The following is a 17159-nucleotide window of genomic DNA, read 5'->3' on the forward strand; positions in this document are numbered from 1 at the left end:
CCTCAGAACGGCCACACCGACTGCACCCACAACGCCGCACTGTCCCAGCCACGGCGGACGAACCCGCCGGTCTCGATCTCCTGCAGCACGACCAGGGGCTGTTCGTGGACGGCTTCGCCGTCGAGGGTCGCAACCACGCGCCCGACCCGGGCCCCTTCGCGCAGCGGCGCCTCCAGCGGATGGTCGATCTCCATGGAAGCCGACAGGTCATCCCCCTCGCCGGGCGGAATCACCACCCAGAAATCCTCCGCCAGACCGACCGGTGCCTCCTGTTCGCTCCCCTTGTAGACCCGCGGCATGCCCAGGGCCTCGCCGGCACCGAACAGCTGCCGGGTTTCGGTAAAGCGCATACCCCAGTTCACCAGTGCCTGGGATTCGTTCGCGCGGCGCGTGCCTCCGGTCGAATGGTCGGGGGCGTCGATGCCCATCACCACCGCCACCAGACGACGGTCGTTGCGATCGGCGGAGGACACCAGGTTGTAGCCCGCCGCCGAGGTCCAGCCGGTCTTCAGGCCGTCGAAACCGGCATCGCGCCACAGCAGGAGGTTACGGTTGTTCTGCTCGATCCCGGCGTATTCGAACGAGCGCTCGGAATACAGGTTGTACAGATCCGGGAATTCGCGGATCAGGGCCCGCGCCAGGGTCGCCATGTCGGCCGCCGTGGTGTATTGCGACTCCTCTTCCGGCAGCCCGTGGGGGTTGGCAAAGTAGGAATCCCGCATGCCCAGCCGCCGGGCCTGGTTGTTCATCATGTCCACGAAGGCACCCTGCGAGCCGGCCACGCGCTCCGCCAGCGCGGTGGAGGCGTCGTTGCCGGACTGGATGATCATACCGCGCAGCAGGTCCTCGACCCGGACTTCCTCGCCGACCTCGATGAACATCCGCGAAGCGCCCTCCATCCCGGTACGCCAGGCCCGCTCGCTGATGGTGACTTCTTCCTCCAGCGACAGTCGGCCGTCGCGGATCTCGCCGAACACCACGTAGGCCGTCATCAGCTTGGTCAGGCTCGCCGGCTCGCGCCGCGCGGACGGATCGCGCTCCGCCAGGGCCACACCCGATTCGAAGTCCTTCAGCACATAGCTGGCCGCGGAGATGTCCGATGGCGGAGAAGGGATGCTGCCGGGCGCCGAAGGTCCGGTTCCGGCGCGTGGCAGTTCCAGTTCCACGGCGCTGGCCGCCACGGGCAGGAACAGCAGAAAACTGACGGTGATCAGGGAATTGCGAAGTAATGACTTCATGAACCGAAGGAGTCTCCATGAATGAGGACCGGGGGCTTGCGGGCGCACACGGCGGCCGGACACCGAAGGATGCCAAAGATACCAGACCGGCACGCCGTCCGGGTTCTCAATCGGTCACGATACGGAAATCCCCGGGCGCCACCGCCTCCAGCCGCCGGGCCGTGTCGCGCACGGTGTCCTCGCCGTGCAGCGGGCCCACGCGCACACGGTGCAGCTCCTCGCCGCCGGCGGTCTCCACGCGACCGAGTTCGGCCACCCGGAATCCGTCCGCCTGCAGGCTTTCGCGCAGGCGCTCGGCCGTCATCCGTTCACCGAAGGCGCCCACCTGGATATAGCGCGCGGGCTCCTGGCTGTCCCCCTGTCCGGACACCGGCTGTCCGGACACCGGGTCACCGTTGTACGCCCCGTCGCCGTCGACCGTCCCGGCCATCTCCCGCGTTGCGTCCGGGTCGTTCGCGTCCGCCGCCAGCGGCTCCGGCTCCGCGATGGTGTCGGCACCCTCGCCGCGACCGCGTTCGGCCGTACGCACCTCGCCGTTCACGTCCCCGGGGCCGACCGCGCGGATACGCACCGGCGCCACGCCCGCGTCGGTCATGCCCAGACGATGGGCCGCGGCATAGGACAGGTCGATGATGCGGTCATCCACGAACGGGCCGCGATCGTTCACCCGGACCACCACCTGCTTCCCGTTCTCCAGATGGGTCACCTCGACGAAGCTGGGCAGCGGCAGCTTCTTGTGCGCCGCGGTCATGGCGTACATGTCATAGGGCTCGCCACTGGAGGTCCGGCGGCCGTGAAACTTCGTTCCGTACCACGACGCCATCCCCTCCTCCTCGAAACCTTCGGAAGAAGACAGCGTCACGTAGCGCTGACCGAACACCTCGTACTCGGCCGGATTGCCGTGGCGACTGGGCGGCTCGTCGGTGGGTTCGGCATCCGGCAGGAGTGCCAGATCCCGCGGTACTTCGTCGGGATCGGGATAGCTGTCATGGGCGGCGTCCCCCAGCGGGCGGTCGCGCTCGGGCGTACCCGAGCAACCGGCAAGGATCATACCGGCCAGCAGCGCAACCGGCAGGGCGGCCCCGCCGATCGCACGCCCGTCAGTCGTACAGCGCCTGCGCCAGCTCATGGGCGGCCATCGCATACAGCGGACTCCGGTTGTATCGCGTGATCACGTAGAAATTCGGATACCCCAGATAATAGACATCGCCCTCGTCGGCCTCCAGATACACCAGCGAATAATCACCGTCCGGGTCGACCGTTTCGCCTTCGGCCGGACGCACCCCGTGTTCGGCCAGCTCGTCCAGGTCGAAACGGGCGGTGTAGCCCTGCTCGACCAGTGCCTCCGGGTGTTCGTCGACTTCGGCGCGCACGACCACCGGCTGGCCCCAGCGCCAGTCATGCTCGGCGAAGTAGTTCGCCACGCTGCCGATCGCGTCCGGCCAGGAATTCAGCAGGTCGCGCCGCCCGGAGTCATCGAAATCCACCGCGTAATGACGGTAGCTGGAGGAGATGAACTGGCCGTAACCCATCGCTCCGGCGTAGGAGCCATGCAGATCAAGGATCTCCAGATCCTCCTCTTCCGCCAGCTCCAGCAGATGGCCCAGCTCGCTGCGGAAGAAATCCGCCCGCGGCGGGTAGTCGAACCCGAGGGTCACCAGGGCATCCAGCACGCGGGTGCTCCCGGTGTTGCGTCCGTAATCGGTCTCGATGCCGATGATCGCCGCGATCATCTCCGGCTCGACACCGAAGCGTTCCTCGGCGCGTTCCAGCCACTCGGCCTGCTCTTCCATGAACTCGCGCCCGCGGCGGACCCGGCGATCGTTCACGAAGATCGGCCGGTAATCCTTCCATGGCAGGGCCTCGGCGGGGCTGGAGATGCTGTCGATGATGTCCTGGCGCGGCCGGGCCTCCTCGAACAGTTCCACCAGCCATTCGCGATCGAATCCCGCCTCCGCCCGTTCAGCGATGAATTCCTGCACATCTTCGCGTTCGAGATAGGGCGTCTCGCCCGCCCGGTATTCGGAACTGGCCGCCGCGGCGGTGGCGGCCACAAACAGGCAGGAGACGGCAGCAGTCGTCGCAAGGCGACGCGGATTCACGGGGTTCATCGATTCACCAGGCGTTTTTCGGAGGCAATGCTCATGAGAATACCGAAGGCCACCATGAGCGTCACCAGCGAAGTTCCGCCATAGCTCACAAGAGGCAACGGAACTCCCACCACCGGCAGCAGCCCGGTCACCATGCCGATGTTGACCACCATGTACACCGCAAAGGTCAGGCTGATGCTGCCACCCAGCAGACGGGCGAAGCGGTCCTGCGCCAGGGATGCCAGCCACAGCCCGCGCGCGACGATGGCGAAATACAGCGCCAGCAGCAGCACCACCCCCATGAAGCCGAATTCCTCGGCATACACCGCGAAGATGAAATCGGTCGAGCGTTCCGGCAGAAAGTCCAGCTGCGACTGGGTCCCGTTGAGCCAGCCCTTGCCGTAGAACCCGCCCGAGCCGATGGCGATCTGCGACTGGATGATGTGATAACCGGTCCCCAGGGGATCGGACTCGGGATTGAACAGCGTCAGCACGCGCTGGCGCTGGTAGTCATGCATCTGCAGCCAGAGCACCGGCGCCGCCGCGGCCACAAGGGCCCCCAGGCCGGTGAACCAGCGCCAGGACAGCCCGGCGAGGAAGACCACCAGCAACCCGGCCACGCCCACCAGCATCGCGGTGCCCAGATCGGGCTGTTCCATGATCAGCCACACCGGCACCAGGATGATCGGCAGCACCACGGCCAGATCGCGCGCCCGCGGCGCACCCTGGCGCAGCGACAGGTACCACGCGGTCATCATCGGCACGGCCAGTTTCATGATCTCCGAAGGCTGGAAACGCACCAGCCCCGTATCCAGCCAGCGCCGGGCCCCCTTGCCGATCTCGCCGAAGAACAGCACCGCGACCAGCAGCACCAGACCGGCGACAAACAGCCAGGGGGCCATGACCCGGAGTACCCGTACCGGGATCTGCGCGATCACCAGCATCGCCGCGACCCCGAAGCCGATCCGCAACACCTGGTTCTCCAGCGCGACCAGACTCTCGCCGGTCGCGCTGAACAGCACCACCAGACCGAGCATCAGCAGCAGCGACAGCAGGATCAGCAGCGTGCCATCCATCCGCAGGCTGCGCAGGGCCCACTGCCCGGCGGAGAGCTCACGTCCGGTCACGCTGATCATTCCCCGGCCTCCTCGACGGGCAATCTCATGCCGCCACCGCCCAGCAGCCAGGCATCCATGACCTCGCGCGCCTTGGGCGCCGCTACGCGGCCACCACTGCCGCCGTGCTCCACCAGCACCGCAACCGCGATCTGCGGGTCATCCGCCGGGGCATAGCCGGTAAACAGGGCGTGATCCCAGAGATGGCGGGCCAGCTCGTCCTCGTCGTACTCCTCGTCCTCGCCCAGGCTGAAGACCTGCGAGGTCCCGGTCTTGCCGGCGATGGTGTACTCCGGACGGGTGCTCCCGATACTGCCCCAGGCGGTGCCATGCGGTTCGTGCACCGCTTCGACGAGCGATTCGTGGATCACGTCCCAGTGGGCTTCATCCAGCGCCACCGGCTGGCGGTAATCGGGCAGCAGGGTCTCGCCGATTTCCTGTTCCCGGCCATCCCCCATCGCCCGCAGCAGGCGCGGGCTCACGCGCTCGCCCCGATTCGCCAGCGTGGTGGTGAAATCGGCCATCTGCAGCGGGGTACTGAGCATGTACCCCTGCCCGATGGCCGTGATCAGGGTCTCGCCGGGATACCAGACGGTGCCGTGGGTGGCACGTTTCCAGTCGCGTCCCGGCCGGATGCCGGTGCGTTCGCCGCTGAGATCGATGCCGGTGGGCTCGCCGATACCGAAGGCTTCCAGCATCGGCGTGATCCGGTCGATCCCCATGTCGTGGGCGAGATCATAGAAATACACGTCCGATGACACCGCAATCGCGCGCGACATGTCGACCAGTCCATGGCCCTCCCGGCGCCAGTCACGATAGCGGCGTTCGTGCCCGGGAATCTGGTAGTAGCCGCGGGCGAACATCTCGCGGTCGGCGGTGGTCGCCTCCTCGTGCAGGCCGGCCAGGGCCACGATCGGCTTGATGGTGGACCCCGGCGGATACTGGCCATGCAGCACCCGGTTGAACAGCGGCCGCCCCGGATGGTCGCGCAGTGCCGAGAACTCTTCCTGCGACTGCCCCTTCACGAACGGCTCGGCATCGAATCCCGGGGCACTGACCATGGCCAGGACGTCTCCGCTGGCGGGCTCGATGGCCACGATCGCCCCGCGCTGGTCCCCCAGTGCGCGGCGGGCTGCCAGCTGCAGGTTGTAGTCCAGGGTCAGATGGATGTCGGTCCCGGCCGTCGGCGGGCTGACCTCCAGCTCGCGGATCGTCCGGCCCTGAGCGTTCACCTCCACCTGGCGGTGGCCCGGGCGGCCGTGCAGCAGCTCCTCGTAATGCTGCTCGATACCGGTCTTGCCAATGTGGGATACCCCGGCATAGGCACGCCGGTCCACGCGCTGCAGGTCCTCGCGCGTGATCCGGCCCACGTAGCCCACCACATGCGTGAACGCCTCGCCGGCCGGGTAATAGCGCATCGGACGCGCTTCGATCTCGACACCGGGCAGCTCATGCCGGGACACGGCCAGATGCGCGACGGTCTCGTCGTCCAGCCCCGCCTTCAGCAACACCGGCTGAAACGGGCGCCGCTGCTCCACCCCGCGGCGGAACCGCTCGAGGTCGGCATCGGAGAGCTCCACGAACTCCTCGAGCCGCTCCAGCAGCCGCTCGAGGTCGTCGGCCTGTTCCACCGTGACCTCGAGCTGATAGGAAGCCCGGTTGCCGGCCAGCAGCACGCCGTTGCGATCCCGGATCACGCCCCGGCTGGGGGCGATGGGCTCGATGCGCAGCCGGTTGTTCTCGGAAAGCGTGGTGTAGTGCTCGTGCGCACCCACCTGCAGACTGGCGGTGTGCCAGCCGATCAGGCCCAGCACCCCCGCCAGCAGCACCAGGGACAGCACCACCCGCGCGACAAAACGCCGGTGATCGTGCTGTTCCTGTCCATAGGCGTCGCGCTCATCCATGGGGCCGCCCGCCCGCGGCCATCAGGACCGCTCCATCGGGTCGCGGACGGGCACGCGCACCGACGCGCCCGGGAGACCGGCTCCCCCGGGGCCCGCACGGCACGCCCATGGCTGCGCGAAAGGCTTCAGATCTTGCTCTTCTGGAAACGCTTGTAGCTGGCAAGAATCTCCGTCCTGGCGGCCTCGGCGTCCGCCCAGCCTTCCACCTTGACCCACTTGCCGGCTTCGAGCTCCTTGTAGTGCTCGAAGAAGTGCTTGATGCTGTCGAGCAGTTCCTGCGACACGTCTTCCGGGCCCTTCACGCTCTCGTACCCCGGATGCAGCTTGGTGACCGGCACCGCCAGGATCTTCGCATCCTGCCCGGCCTCGTCGGACATCTGCAGCACGCCCACCGGCCGCGCGCGCACCACCGAACCCGGCATCAGCGGCACCGGCGTGATCACCAGCACGTCCACCGGATCGCCGTCTTCCGACAGGGTCTGCGGCACGAACCCGTAGTTGCAGGGGTAGAACATGGCAACCGTCATGAAACGGTCGACCACCAGCGCACCGCTGTCCTTGTCCACTTCGTACTTGACCGGCTGACCGTGCGCGGGGATCTCGATCACCACGTTCATGTCATCGGGCAGATCCTTCCCGGCTTCAATCTGATTCAGATCCATCGTCTCTTCCCGCTTGATTGGTTGGCGCGGCATTATAACGGGACTGCGCGACAGGTGAACGATCCCGGCCGGCTTGCGAGGCCCCCGACCAGTCGGTATAAGTCCGCGTGCGTTTTTCGATACCCAATCCACGTGCCGGCGCCGATGCAGGCGCGAACGGCACACGGCAGGAGTCAATTATGCGAATCGTCCTGATGGGCGCCCCCGGTTCCGGCAAGGGCACCCAGGCCAAGAAGATGGTCAGTCACTTCGGCATCCCCCAGATCTCCACCGGCGACCTGCTGCGCGCGGCCGTCGCCGCGGAGACCGAGCTGGGCCTGAAGGCGAAGAGTGCCATGGACGCCGGCCAGCTGGTCCCCGATGACCTGGTGCTGGGCCTGATCCGCGACCGTCTGCAGGAGCCCGACGCCGAGAAGGGCTTCATCCTCGACGGGTTCCCGCGCAACTGCGCCCAGGCCGAGGCCCTGGACAGCATGCTGGCCGACATCGAGCGTCCGCTGGACCGCGCGATCCAGATCGACGTGCCGTTCGAGGAGCTGAAGCAGCGCCTGACCGGCCGGGTCTCCTGCGAAAGCTGCGGCGCGGTGTTCAACACCCACACCTTCCCGCCGCAGAAGGAAGGCGTCTGCGACCAGTGCGGCGGCAACCTGGTCCACCGCGCGGACGACACCGAGGAGACGGTGGTCAGCCGCCTGCAGGTGTACGAGGAACAGACGCAGCCGCTGATCGAGTATTACGACACCCGCGGTCTGCTCAAGCACGTCGACGGCACGCGCGACATGGAACGGATCTTCGACGAGATCCGCGGCCTGCTGGACTGATCCGCGATGCGGCCGGCGCGTGCCGCGGCGGTGTCCCTCGTGCTGGTCGCCACCGCCCCGGCGGCCGGCGCGGAGACGGCCTTCGGCGGGGATCGTCCCGCCGGATGCGAATTCGCACCCGACGCCGTCTGGCCCGCCCTGCGCGAACTGCCGCCCGACGTGCGCGAGATCGAGGCGGATCACGTCCGGCGCGAGGGCGACCAGGTGCGCGCCGAGGGCGATGTCCGGCTGTACGCAGACCGTCAACGGCTGGACGCCGAGGTCCTCGACTACGACCGCGCCCGGGGGCTGGCACGGACCGAGGGAGCGGTCCGACTGTTCGACGGCGACCTGCTGCTGCAAGGCGAAGACGGCCGCTTCCAGCTCGACGAAGATACCGGGGAGCTGAGCCGCATCCACTACATGGTGCGCTCGGTGCCCGCACGCGGACAGGCCGGGGCCGGCACGCAGCTCGACCCCGACCGGCACCGCTTCGAACAGGCGCAGTACACCACCTGCCCGGTCAACCGGGACTCCTGGCGCCTGGACGCCGCCCGCCTCGACCTCGACCAGGAAAGCGGGCGCGGCGTCGCCCGCCACGCCGTACTGCGCGTGCGCAACATACCGGTGGCCTACACCCCGTATATCGATTTTCCTCTGGACGACCGGCGCAAGTCCGGCTTCCTCCTGCCCAGCTTCGGCACCGGCGGACGCACCGGCGCGGATCTGTCCCTGCCGTGGTACTGGAACATCGCGCCCAATTACGACGCCACGTTCACGCCGCGCATCATGGCCGACCGCGGGATCAAGCTGAGCACCGAATTCCGCTACCTGCAGCCTGCCCACGAAGGACAGGTCGATTTTCGTTACCTGCCGGATGATCGCGAGACCGGCGAGGATCGCCAGTTTGTGGCCTGGGAGCACCGCACCCGCATCGCCCCCGGCCTGCGCCTGGACATCGATGCCGCGGAGGTCTCCGACGGCGAATATTTCCGCGATTTCGGTTCCGCCGACCGCTATTCCGGCTCCGTGCGCGACCTGCGCCGCCGGGCCGACCTGACCTGGAGTCAGCCGCGCTACCGCCTGCGCACCCGGGTCGAGGACTACCAGATCGTCGACACCGAGCTGGCCGACCGGCGCGAACCCTACCAGCGCCTGCCGCAGATCACCCTGGAAGCCGGCGAATACGCGGGACAATGGGCCGGCGGCGGGGTCACCTGGGACCTGGACGCCGAACTGGTGCGTTTCGCCCGTCAGGAGCGCGCCTCGGACCGTCCCACCGGCCTGCGTTTCGACCTCGACCCGGAACTGGCCTGGCGTTTCGACACCGGCGGGATCTTTGTCGAGCCCCGCGCCGGGGTGCGCTACACCGCCTACGAGCTGGACCGCCGCGGCGAGCCCGGCCCCGAGTCCATCCGCCGCACCGTACCGCATGCCGCGGTGGACGGCGGCCTGATCTTCGAACGCGACCTGGCCGACGGCGAACGGCTGCAGACCCTGGAGCCGCGACTGTTCTACGGCTACGTGCCCTACCGCGACCAGGACGACATCCCGGTGTTCGACACCGGCGAGCGCGAGTTCAGCTTCGACAACCTGTTCAGTCTGCAGCGCTTTACCGGCGCCGACCGCGTGGGCGACACCCATCAGCTGACCGCCGCCCTGACCAGCCGCATCCTCGACACCGCCAGCGGACAGGAACGCGCCCGGCTGTCGGTCGGCGAGATCCGCTATTTCCGCGACCGCCGCGTACGCCGCAGCCCCTCCGCGCCCGCGCTGGAGGATCGCCATTCGGACCTCGCCGTGGAGGGGCGCCTGCGCATCGGCGATGCCTGGGACGGCCGCGGCTCGGTGCTCTACAACCGCGAGCACGAGGACACCTCGCTGGCCGCGCTCGGCGTATCCTGGAGCCCGGATGAGCGCCGGCGCATCAACCTCGGCTACCGCCAGCGGGCCGACCGGCTGGAACAGACCGACGTGTCCGTCCTGTGGCCGGCCGGCGACCGCGTGGATCTGGTCGGACGCTGGAACTACAGCCTGCGCAGTGAACGCGACCTCGAACTTCTGGCCGGTCTCCAGTATCGTAGTTGCTGCTATGGTTTGCGCGTGGTCGCCCGGCGTTCGCTGGATTCCGACCAGCGCTACGACAACTCGATCCATTTCCAGATCACGCTGGACGGACTGGCCCGTTTCGACGGCGGAGTCGACAGCCTCCTGAGCGAAGGTATTGCCGGATATGATGCGCACCCCGACCGCTAAAAGCGCCGGTCGCCGCGCGGGCATGCTTGCCCGCCCCCTGCTCCTGGCCGGGCTTGCCCTGGCCCTGGCGCCGCTGGCCCAGGCCCAGCACGACCCGCTCTCCATGCCCGAAGGTACGGGCACCGGAGCGGGCACCGGAGCGGGCCCCGGCGCCGAAACGGGGGTACAGGCCCCGGTCACCCCGGGTGCCGCCACCGATGCGGGCGCGCCCGCCCCGGCGATCACCCCGCCGGAGGAAGACCAGTTCACCGACCGCATCCTCGCGATCGTCGAGGAAGACGTGATCACCCAGCGCGAGCTGGTGGAACGCATGAACCTGGTGGCTCAGCAGATGGCCGAACAGGGGCAGCGTCCTCCCGGCCAGGATGCCCTTGCGCGCCAGGTCATGGAACAGCTGGTCACCGAGCGCGTGCAGCTGCAGGAGGCCCGCAGGATCGGCATCAGCATCGACGAGATGACACTGAACCGAACCATGGAGCAGATCGCGCGCGAAAACCGCATGACACTGCCCCAGCTGCGCCGCGCCCTGATGCAGGACGGCGTGGACTTCGAGGCGTTTCGTGAGCAGATCCGCACCGAGCTGACCATCAACCAGCTGCGCAGCCGCCAGGTCGACAACCGGGTCCGGGTCTCCGATCAGGAGATCGAAGATCTGATCGCCTCGGAGAGCGGCGCCATCGACCGCGACGTGCGCTACCGCATCTCGCACATCCTCGTCGCGGTGCCGCAGGGCGCGGGCAGCGACGAGATCCGCGAGGCGCGGGAAAAGGCCGCGGAGCTGCGCTCCCGCGTGCGTGAAGGCGAGGAATTCGCCCGGGTGGCGATGGAAGCATCCGACGGACCGCAGGCCCTGCAGGGCGGCGATCTGGGCTGGCGCAGCCCCGGCGAGCTGTCCACGGTGCTGGCCCGCGAGGCCATCCTGATGCGCACCGGCGCGGTCAGCGACGTCCTGCGCTCACCGCAGGGCTTCCACATCATCCGCCTCGAGGACCGCGAGGGCGGTGACCAGACCCTGGTCGAACAGACCGAAGTCCGCCACATCCTCAAGAGTCCCGACGAGGTCCGCAGCGAGGAAGAGGCCGAGCGCCAGATCCGCGCCCTGCACAACCGCCTGCAGGAGGGCGAGGACTTCGGCGATCTCGCCCGCGGCAACTCCGACGACCCGGGGTCCGCCGCACAGGGCGGCCGTCTGGGCTGGATCAGCCCCGGGGAACTGGTACCCGGCTTCGAACAGGCCATGAACCGGCTCGAACCGGGCGAGGTCAGCGAACCGGTGCAGAGCGAGTTCGGCTGGCACATCATCGAGGTGCTGGACCGCCGCGAAGTGGACACCACCCGCGAGCAGATCCGCGCCCGCGCCCGCGAAGTCCTGCAGAACCGCAAGCGCCAGGACGAGATGGAGCTGTGGCTGCGCCGCCTGCGCGAGGGCGCCTATGTCGAATACCGCGTCGACGGCCTCGAGCCCTGAGCCGATGGCCGGAGAACCGGTTCCGCGTCTGGCGCTGACCGCCGGCGAACCCGCCGGAATCGGACCCGACCTGCTGGCCATGCTGGCGCGCCACGCCGGCCCGGCCCAGCGCGTCGCGATCGGCGATGCGGGCGTCCTCGAACGCCGCGCACGCGATCTGCGCATCGACCTCACCCTGCGCGAGCACGACCCCGACGCCCCGCGCAAACCCACACCCGCCGGGACCCTGGAGCTGCTGGAGGTCCCGGTGGAAGCAACCGTGACCCCCGGGGCCCTGGAACCGGCCAATGCCGGGCACGTGCTCAACCTGCTGGCCACGGCCGCCGACGGCTGCCTCAACGGACACTTTGACGCCATGGTGACCGCCCCGGTCCACAAGGGGGTGATCCATCGGGCCGGCCACGATTTCACCGGCCACACCGAATGGCTGGCCGCACGCGCCGGCTCCGGCCGACCGGTGATGATGCTGGTCGCCGGTGATCTGCGCGTTGCCCTGGTGACCACCCACCTGCCCCTGCGCGAGGTCCCCGACGCGATTACCCCGCCGGTACTGGAACGGACCCTGCACATCCTGGATCACGACCTGCGCCGCGACTTCGGCCTGGCGCGGCCGCGCATCGCGGTACTCGGGCTCAACCCGCACGCCGGCGAAGGCGGCGTGCTGGGGCGCGAGGAAGAGCTCGTGATCGAACCGGTGCTCGCCCGCCTGCGCGAACGCGGCATGTACCTGACCGGGCCGCTGCCGGCCGACACCGCCTTCACCCCGCGCGCCCTCGCCCGGGCCGACGCGGTGCTCGCCATGTATCACGACCAGGGCCTGCCGGTGCTCAAGCACGCCGGGTTCGGCGAGGCGGTGAACGTCACCCTGGGCCTCCCCTTCGTGCGCACCTCGGTGGATCACGGCACCGCGCTGGATCTGGCCGGCAGCGGACGCGCCGAGGTCGGCAGTCTGGCCGCGGCGGAGAACCTGGCCGCCCGTCTCGCGGGCCACCGCGGGGCACCGCCAGCGAGGACCCCGACATGACCCGACGCACCCGGCGCCCGGCCGCAGCCGACGAGGGACCGGGCCCGATCCGCCGCCGCTTCGGCCAGAATTTCCTCCATGACCCCGGCATCCTCGATCGCATCGTGCGGGCCATCGACCCGCAGCCGGACGATCGCATGCTGGAGATCGGCCCGGGGCGCGGCGCCCTGACGGCCCCGCTGCTGGATCGCCTGCATGCGCTGGACGCAGTGGAGATCGACCGCGATCTGGCCGCGGCGCTGCGCAGCCACTTCCCGCCCGAACGCCTGACCCTGCACACCGGCGACGCCCTGGAACTGGACCTGGCCGCACTCGGCGAGACCCCGCCCGCCGGCTGGCGCGTGGTCGGCAACCTCCCCTACAACATCTCCACCCCGCTGCTGTTCCACCTGCTGGAGCAGAGCGAGCACATCCGCGACATGCATTTCCTGCTGCAACGCGAGGTGGTGGAACGCATCACCGCCGAGCCGGGCAGCAAGCGCTACGGCCGCCTGAGCGTGATGGTTGCCGCGCGCGCCCGCGCCACCGAACTGCTGGGGGTCCCGCCGGGGGCGTTTCACCCGCCGCCGAAGGTGCATTCGGCCGTTGTGCGCATCGTCCCGGATGCCGAGCCGCGGGTGCCCGCTGCGCGGCTGCCCGCCTTCGCCGCGCTGGTCAACCGCGCGTTCTCCAATCGGCGCAAGACCCTGCGCCGCGGGCTGGCGGGACTGCTGGAGGCAGCCGATATCGAGGCCGCCGGCCTGGATCCCGGCCAGCGACCGGAGACCGTCGACGTCGCCGGTTTCGACGCCCTCGCCCGCCGGATCCCCGAATCCGCCGGGGCGGAGTGACCCGGGTACGGGCTCGGCCCCGCCCCGGGTCCGTCTTTCTCACTCCACACCCCGCTCGCGTTACCATGGGAACATGACTGGCAGGGACCGCATGCAGCTGATCGTCGCCGACGTCGGCGGGACCAACACCCGCCTGGCGCGAGCCGAGTACGCCCGGGGTAGGTGGCAACTGCACGCGACCACCCATTACCCGAGCCGGGAATATGCCGACCTGGGCTCGATCCTCCGCGACTGGCTCGCGCACCCGGAACAGGCGGACGCCGAGTTCGCCGGAGCCGGACTGGCCATCGCCGGGCCGGTGCAAGGTGGGCGGGGCCGCGTCACCAATCTCGACTGGCCCGAACTCGACGCCGCCGAGCTGGCCACGTCCGCCGGCGTGCCCGTGGCCCTGCTCAACGATTTCGCCGCGGTGGGCGCCTGTCTCGAGGCCCTGACCCCGGAAGACCGCCTGATCCTGCAGAACGGCGAAGCCGACCCCGCGGGACCGCGGCTGGTCACCGGGGCCGGCACCGGGCTGGGCACCTGCCTGGTCACGCCGCCCGCGGGCGCAGATACCCCGCCGGCGATCCATCCCGGCGAAGGGGGCCACGCGCGTTTTTCCCCGACCGACGCCGAGGAGACCGAACTGGCCGCTTTCGTCACCGCCGAGGCCGGCCTGTGCACTCGCGAACACCTGCTCAGCGGCCGCGGCATCGCGCGCATCGGCCGCTTCGAGCTGCAGCGCCGCGACGACCCCGAACTGGGGCGCGCGCTGGCCGCGGCGGAGCCCGCCGCCGCCATCAGCGCGCTGGCCGACACCGGCCACGCGGCCGCGCTGCAAGTGGTGCGCCGCTTCGTTACCCTGTACGCCGGGCAGCTGGCCGACATGGCGCTGACCGCGCTGCCGCGCGGCGGCGTCTTCATCGGCGGCGGCATCGCCCCGCGCTGGACCGACCATTTTCTCGCCCCGGCCTTCCGCGAGGCCTTCCGAGCACGCCCGCCGATGGAAGACCTGCTGGAGCGCCTGCCGGTGGAACTGATCATTCATCCCGAACCGGGCCTGCTGGGAGCCGCGGTCGCCGCTTCCCGCGCCCGTCCCCACGGAGCATCCGCCCCATGACCATGCAGCAGGAAAATCCCGTCGAGATCGAAGTCTCCAGTGCCTATGTCGAAGACCAGTCCGAGCCCGAAGAAGACCGCTATGTCTTCGCCTACCACGTGGTGATCCACAACGCCGGCGAGCGCAGCGTGCAGCTGCTCAATCGCCACTGGATCATCCGCGACGGACGCGACCAGACCCAGGAGGTCCGCGGCGAGGGCGTGGTCGGCGAACAGCCCCACATCGCCCCGGGCGACTCCTTCGAATACACCAGCGGCACGGTGATCGAAACCCCGGTGGGCATGATGGAAGGCAGCTACGAGATGCGCGACGAGCAGGGCCACACCTTCGAGGCCACCATCCCGCCGTTCACCCTGTCCGTCCCCCGCACGCTGCACTGAGGCCCGCGTGGCACTGTACGCCGTCGGCGACCTGCAGGGCTGCCTGGATCCGCTGGAGCGCCTGCTGGAACGCGTACGCTTCGACCCGGCCCGCGATCACCTGTGGCTGGTCGGGGACCTGGTCAACCGCGGGCCGGACTCGGCCGGCTGCCTGCGGCGGGTCCGCTCGCTGGGCGCGGCCGCGACGACCGTGCTCGGCAACCACGACCTGCATCTGCTGGCCGCCAGCGAGGGCCTGCGCGAACCCGGCCGGCGCGACACCCTGCAGGAGGTGCTGAACGCCCCGGATGCCGCGGAGCTGCTGGAATGGGTGGCCAGCCAGCCGCTGCTGCATGTCGACCCGGAAAGCGACTGGACGCTGGTGCACGCCGGCATCCCGCCGGTATGGGACACCGACACCGCCGCCGCCGAGGCGCGGCAAGTAGAGGCCGAACTGCGCGAACCGCGCCGGCGTCGTGCCCTGCTGGAGGTGATGTACGGCGACACGCCGGCGCTGTGGGATCCGGCCCTGCAGGGTTACGAGCGCCTGCGCTTTGCGATCAACGGCTTCACCCGCATGCGCATGGTGGAGGCCGACTCCCGGGCCGGCCTGGAATTCGCCAGCAACGGCCCGCCCGAGGAGGCACCGGCAAACCTGGTGCCCTGGTTCGACCACCCCGGGCGCCGCACCCGCGGGCAGCCCGTGGTGTTCGGCCACTGGGCCGCGCTGGGCCACCGGCGGGGGTCCGACTGGCTGGCCCTGGACAGCGGCTGCGTATGGGGGAACGCGATGAGCCTGGCACGCCTGGACGGCGCCACGCCGCAGACCGCTGCGGTGGAACACACCCCCTGCCCGGGGGCCTGAGAAGCACCCGGACGGGCCTCGTCAGCCCCGCCCGGGGCGGGAACCGTCGATCGGCTCGGCAGGCACACCCAGCACCTCGACGATCTGCAAACGCGCCGCCTCGGCGAGCTCGCGGCGCGGGCGATCGCGCCCCTCCAGCGGCTCCAGCACATGCACGCTCACCCGCGTGCGCGGACGGCACAGCAGCCGCCAAACGTTGGATACCAGCCGCTCTTCTCCAGCATAGGCGACCGGAACGGTACCGTCGCTGCCGGTCTCGTAGTCCAGAGCCACCGGCTGAACCGGATGCACGGTGCCGGTTACCGCCGCGAACAGCCGCGGATGGAAACGCCGCAGGCCGTTTCCGAAGGTCGTGGTACCTTCCGGAAACACCACGAAATGCCGCCCCGCGTCCAGCCCCTCGCGCATCGCCTCCACGTGCGCCGATGCCTCGTGGCCGCCGCGACGGATGAAGCGCGTACCGTGGCGTCGCGCCAGCCAGCCAATGATCGGCCAGCGGGCGATCTCGGCCTTGGACAGGAAACAGGGGTCCACCGCCGCGCCCAGCAACGGGATATCCAGCCAGGACACATGATTGGCGACCACCAGCGACGCCTCGCGGGGTGGTTCCCCCGCGACCTCGCAGTACACGCCCGCCAGCTGCAGTGCCCTGCGATACCAGGCGCGCCGCACCTGCGAATGCGCCTCGGGTCCGGCGCGCTGTCGCTGGAGTCGCCAGGTAACCCAGACCCCGACCAGCAGATGGCCCAGAATCCGGATCAGCCGGAACACCCCTCTTGCCATACCTCTCATGCCCGTCCCTTGTGTTGCGGGACCACCGCGGGATTGCGCGTGCCCCGATCGCGCCGCCCATGGTAAACGAGACCCGCTTACGCCTGTGGCCGGAAAACGCGCGCAGGCCGGCGGACCGGACCCGTGGAATACCACCGGGGCCCGGTCGCGCGAAAATGCGGGGAGTTCGGTCGGCCTACGGCAGCTGGCCGGTGTAGGCGCCGGATTCGACCGGCAGGTCCTCGCCCTCCCAGGACTTCATGCCGCCGGCGACGTTGACCACGTTGCTGAAGCCCATCTCCTGCAGGCGCAGGACCGACAGGGCAGCGCGCCCGCCGGTGGCGCAGATGATGGCCACGGGCTTCTCGCGCGCGGAGTACAGCGCCTCGATGCGATGCGGGGTATTGGGGTCGGCGGCGCCTTCCAGCAGGCCGCGCGGGATCAGCAGCGAATCCGGCACGTGGGCGCGTTCGTATTCATAAGGTTCGCGCACGTCGACGAGGGTCCAGTCCTCGCCCTTCTGCCGCGCCTCGTGCAGCTCTTCCGGGGAGATCTCGCGGATGTTTTCGCGCGCCGCGGCGACGAAGTCCTTCATCAGCTTTTCGCTCATGGGGCATTCCTTTTCTTCGGGTTCGTTTCGGTTTCGGGATAAACGGACAACCCTGACAGTCTGCGGGC

At 69.3% G+C, this 17159-nt stretch carries 16 protein-coding genes; 8 read left to right on the plus strand and 8 right to left on the minus strand.

Annotation, left to right across the window (positions count from 1 at the left end; translation table 11 throughout):
• Positions 1-2 precede the first annotated feature (2 nt).
• The 6 genes from D577_RS0103810 to ppa all read right to left on the minus strand — a co-directional run bounded on the left by D577_RS0103810 (position 3) and on the right by ppa (position 7009).
• Positions 3-1238, minus strand: a complete 1236-nt coding sequence (locus D577_RS0103810) for a D-alanyl-D-alanine carboxypeptidase family protein (protein WP_018946246.1) — start codon at positions 1236-1238, stop codon at positions 3-5.
• A gap of 106 nt (positions 1239-1344) precedes the next feature.
• Positions 1345-2367, minus strand: coding sequence for a septal ring lytic transglycosylase RlpA family protein (locus D577_RS0103815; protein ID WP_018946247.1), 1023 nt, complete (start codon positions 2365-2367; stop codon positions 1345-1347).
• Complete coding sequence (gene mltB, locus D577_RS0103820) at positions 2339-3349, minus strand: lytic murein transglycosylase B (RefSeq protein ID WP_018946248.1); 1011 nt, start codon at positions 3347-3349, stop codon at positions 2339-2341. Before mltB ends, D577_RS0103815 begins: the two co-directional genes overlap by 29 nt.
• Positions 3346-4464, minus strand: a complete 1119-nt coding sequence (gene rodA / locus D577_RS0103825) for a rod shape-determining protein RodA (protein ID WP_018946249.1) — start codon at positions 4462-4464, stop codon at positions 3346-3348. The genes mltB and rodA overlap by 4 nt, the downstream gene beginning before the upstream one ends.
• The gene (gene mrdA / locus D577_RS0103830) at positions 4461-6347 is read right to left on the minus strand and encodes a penicillin-binding protein 2 (RefSeq protein ID WP_018946250.1); all 1887 of its coding nucleotides are present in this window, start codon (positions 6345-6347) and stop codon (positions 4461-4463) included. Before mrdA ends, rodA begins: the two co-directional genes overlap by 4 nt.
• 125 nt (positions 6348-6472) lie before the next feature.
• The gene (ppa, locus tag D577_RS0103835; RefSeq protein WP_018870894.1) at positions 6473-7009 is read right to left on the minus strand and encodes an inorganic diphosphatase; all 537 of its coding nucleotides are present in this window, start codon (positions 7007-7009) and stop codon (positions 6473-6475) included.
• 179 nt (positions 7010-7188) lie between these two features.
• Between ppa and D577_RS0103840 the strand changes: the two genes are divergently transcribed.
• The 8 genes from D577_RS0103840 (at position 7189) to D577_RS0103875 (ending at position 15710) form a co-directional block, all read left to right on the plus strand.
• Positions 7189-7830, plus strand: a complete 642-nt coding sequence (locus D577_RS0103840; protein WP_018946251.1) for an adenylate kinase — start codon at positions 7189-7191, stop codon at positions 7828-7830.
• 6 nt (positions 7831-7836) lie between these two features.
• A complete protein-coding gene (locus tag D577_RS0103845; RefSeq protein WP_018946252.1) occupies positions 7837-10065 on the plus strand; it encodes an LPS-assembly protein LptD in 2229 nt (742 codons plus the stop codon).
• On the plus strand, positions 10043-11533 hold the full coding sequence (locus D577_RS0103850; protein WP_018946253.1) for a peptidylprolyl isomerase: 1491 nt from the start codon (positions 10043-10045) through the stop codon (positions 11531-11533). Before D577_RS0103845 ends, D577_RS0103850 begins: the two co-directional genes overlap by 23 nt.
• Before the next feature lie 4 nt (positions 11534-11537).
• Positions 11538-12557 carry a 4-hydroxythreonine-4-phosphate dehydrogenase PdxA gene (gene pdxA / locus D577_RS0103855; protein WP_018946254.1) on the plus strand — a complete coding sequence of 340 codons (1020 nt, stop codon included), beginning with the start codon at positions 11538-11540 and terminating at the stop codon, positions 12555-12557.
• The gene (gene rsmA / locus D577_RS0103860; protein ID WP_018946255.1) at positions 12554-13387 is read left to right on the plus strand and encodes a 16S rRNA (adenine(1518)-N(6)/adenine(1519)-N(6))-dimethyltransferase RsmA; all 834 of its coding nucleotides are present in this window, start codon (positions 12554-12556) and stop codon (positions 13385-13387) included. Before pdxA ends, rsmA begins: the two co-directional genes overlap by 4 nt.
• Positions 13388-13478: 91 nt before the next feature.
• On the plus strand, positions 13479-14486 hold the full coding sequence (locus tag D577_RS0103865) for a glucokinase (protein ID WP_018946256.1): 1008 nt from the start codon (positions 13479-13481) through the stop codon (positions 14484-14486).
• On the plus strand, positions 14483-14866 hold the full coding sequence (apaG, locus tag D577_RS0103870; protein WP_018946257.1) for a Co2+/Mg2+ efflux protein ApaG: 384 nt from the start codon (positions 14483-14485) through the stop codon (positions 14864-14866). The genes D577_RS0103865 and apaG overlap by 4 nt, the downstream gene beginning before the upstream one ends.
• Positions 14867-14873: 7 nt before the next feature.
• Positions 14874-15710, plus strand: a complete 837-nt coding sequence (locus D577_RS0103875; RefSeq protein ID WP_018946258.1) for a symmetrical bis(5'-nucleosyl)-tetraphosphatase — start codon at positions 14874-14876, stop codon at positions 15708-15710.
• Positions 15711-15731: 21 nt separating this feature from the next.
• Here the strand turns inward: D577_RS0103875 and D577_RS0103880 are convergent, their stop codons facing one another.
• Positions 15732-16469 (minus strand): 1-acyl-sn-glycerol-3-phosphate acyltransferase, encoded by a 738-nt coding sequence (locus D577_RS0103880; RefSeq protein WP_026288900.1) that lies wholly within the window; start codon positions 16467-16469, stop codon positions 15732-15734.
• Positions 16470-16677: 208 nt separating this feature from the next.
• Positions 16678-17091 (minus strand): rhodanese-like domain-containing protein, encoded by a 414-nt coding sequence (locus D577_RS0103885; protein WP_018946260.1) that lies wholly within the window; start codon positions 17089-17091, stop codon positions 16678-16680.
• Between the last annotated feature and the right edge of the window lie 68 nt (positions 17092-17159).

The organism is Thioalkalivibrio sp. AKL17, assembly GCF_000377885.1.
Classification (GTDB): domain Bacteria; phylum Pseudomonadota; class Gammaproteobacteria; order Ectothiorhodospirales; family Ectothiorhodospiraceae; genus Thioalkalivibrio; species Thioalkalivibrio halophilus.